2 protein-coding genes are annotated in these 2,529 nt (G+C 37.8%); both read right to left on the bottom strand.

Annotated elements, in window-relative coordinates; all coding sequences use genetic code 11:
- Positions 1-65 precede the first annotated feature (65 nt).
- Entirely contained in the window at positions 66-1,367 is a 1,302-nt protein-coding gene (locus tag GQR46_RS18630) for a DEAD/DEAH box helicase (protein ID WP_165742017.1), read from the bottom strand.
- A gap of 188 nt (positions 1,368-1,555) precedes the next feature.
- On the bottom strand, positions 1,556-2,529 hold a 974-nt coding region (locus GQR46_RS18635; RefSeq protein WP_240922923.1), incomplete at its 5' end, for a P-loop NTPase fold protein.

The following is a 2,529-nucleotide window of genomic DNA, read 5'->3' on the forward strand; positions in this document are numbered from 1 at the left end:
AACAAAAAACCCGTAATTAGGTTTACTAATTACGGGTTTTTACAGCTATTTATTTAGCTCTATTGTTACTTACGGCGCCAGCCACTCCATACATCATCTATATCATCGGCTTTATTTTTTTTCTTTTTCTTGCCTGTGCCTTCTGGTTTTGCCATTGGCTTTTCATTTTTAAGCGCATCAGCTGCATCAAGGTTTGCTTGGTTTACAGCAAAACCGGTTACTTCTTCACGCTCTAGGCGTAGTTTGTTTTTCTTCTCGATTATTTTAAAGTGATGCAAATCTTCATAATCAACCAATGAAAGCGCTAAGCCTACTTCACCAGCACGGCCGCTTCGACCAATACGGTGCATGTAATCAGCAGGACTGCGTGGTAGATTAAAGTTTATTACCACTGGCAGCTTTTCAATATCCAAACCACGTGCAGCAATATCGGTTGCGATAAGTACTTCGATTTCGCCCGCTTTAAATTTTTCTATTACGCGAGTACGTTCACTTTGGCCTTTATCGCCATGGAAAACTTGTGCATTAACACCGCGTTTTTCAAGCTTAGCCACTAAATGCTCACAGTCTTTTTTAGCATTGACAAAAATCAGCGCTTGGCGCCATTTATGCGTTTTAATTAAATGTGCTAAAACTGTGGTTTTTTCACCTTTGTTTACGGTAAAAACACGCTGTACTAAGGTGCTTTCATCTTTGTTTTGTACTTGTATTTCAACTGGGTCGTTTAAAAGCTCTTGCGTTAATAGCTTAACTTGCTCAGGGAAAGTAGCTGAAAACAACATGGTTTGTTTTTTAGCAGGCATTAACGCTAAAAGGTCAGCCAGCTCTTCGGTAAAGCCAAGGCTTAGCATACGGTCGGCTTCATCAAGCACAAGCGTAGTTACATTATCGAGCTTAATCGCATTGCTTGAGATTAAATCAAGTAAGCGACCAGGTGTTGCCACAATAATATCCGCGCCGCCGCGTAGAGCCTGCATTTGTGTATTAACCGACACACCACCAAACACTGCAACTGTTTTAATTGCACCATTAAAGTTAGCAGAATACGATTTAACGCTATCGGCCACTTGCGTAGCAAGCTCACGCGTCGGTACTAAAATAAGCCCCGTTACAAAATTACCTTTGCTGGCAGTATTTTTAGCGCCCTGCTCAAGGAAAGCTTTTTGCAACATAGGTAATGCAAACGTTGCTGTTTTACCTGAACCGGTATTTGCCCCTGCAATTAGGTCACTACCCGCAAGCACACTAGGTATAGCCTTAGCTTGAATAGGTGTAGGCTGGGTATATTCCAAATCGATTAATCGAGCTAATAGCTCTGGAATAAGGCCAAGTTCGGAAAAAGTGCTAGGGCTTGTGGCTGAGGTCATAATAGTTGTGGGCTTATTGCTAAAAAATTAGCCTGTAATTTTAGCGTATTTAGTGCTTATTAAGTAGAGATTAGTGATTTAAATGTTTTCATAGGTAACAGCTGCGCGATTCGAGCTACAAGCTCTAAGTATACTTTAGCTCTGATTATTTTTGCTCATTAATACGAAAAGGGAGTTTTCCCCTTTCTTTAAGATATAAAACGACCTGCACGCTCAACTAACTCAGGGTAATGTAATATCGAAAACTGTCGATTTTGGTTAAAGCTAAAGTCATATAGGATCATGTCGCCAAGCTCCGCTGAACATTGTTGAATTTCTGAAGATTTTATTCCGGTTTTTCCTAGTAACTTACTTATAATGCTAATAATTTTACCTTCATAGGCTTTATTTGAGTCCAAGTTTGATTCAGGGTTACTCATTTTTTCAATAAAAACACTCCAATCTTGACTGGAGTTAGTTCGAAATTTATCTTTCCACATTGGTATCGTAATTTTATATAATTCTGGCTTACTGATTTTTAGGATAGCTAAAAATACTAACGGTAACGTATATAGCCTTTCTTCAGTTGTTAGCTGAATTGCTTGTAAAATCTTTATGGCTTGTTCAATATCTCGTAAACCCGCATCACATAAAAGAGCTGTTTGAGCCAGCAAATAAGCATTACCACTTTTATGCACAGCAATTAACTTATCATCATTAACAAGCTCTGTTTTCCATAAGTACTCTGAGTAAGACAAGCGATTTGGTGGTGGTAGATGATAAATTTGATCGAAAAATCTATTTAGGTATTTTTTAGATTCAAAATTATTACCATAAATAGCCTTGATTGAATGACTTAATTGCTCAGATGCAGTAGCAACAACAAAGTAAACGCGCGGTATTTGGAATAAATGTTTAATTGTCTCAAGTAGTTCAATGGCATAACTAGGTCTACATCTGTCTAACTCATCTACGAATATAAAAATTGGTTTTATATCCTTACCTGCCTTTTTCGCGATCTCCCCTAAATTAGTCTTAAAAGTAATAATACTATTTTCTATGCTTTCTTGATGTTCTAACGCAATATTTGTTGCTTGAGTAGTTAGACCTTCAACTAATCTATTTGTAGCTTTTTTATCTATATCGGATGCTTTACTTTCCTCACCATCACTCTCGATTAATT

The sequence above is a fragment of the Pseudoalteromonas sp. Z1A6 genome (assembly GCF_011378745.1).
Lineage (GTDB): Bacteria > Pseudomonadota > Gammaproteobacteria > Enterobacterales > Alteromonadaceae > Pseudoalteromonas > Pseudoalteromonas arctica.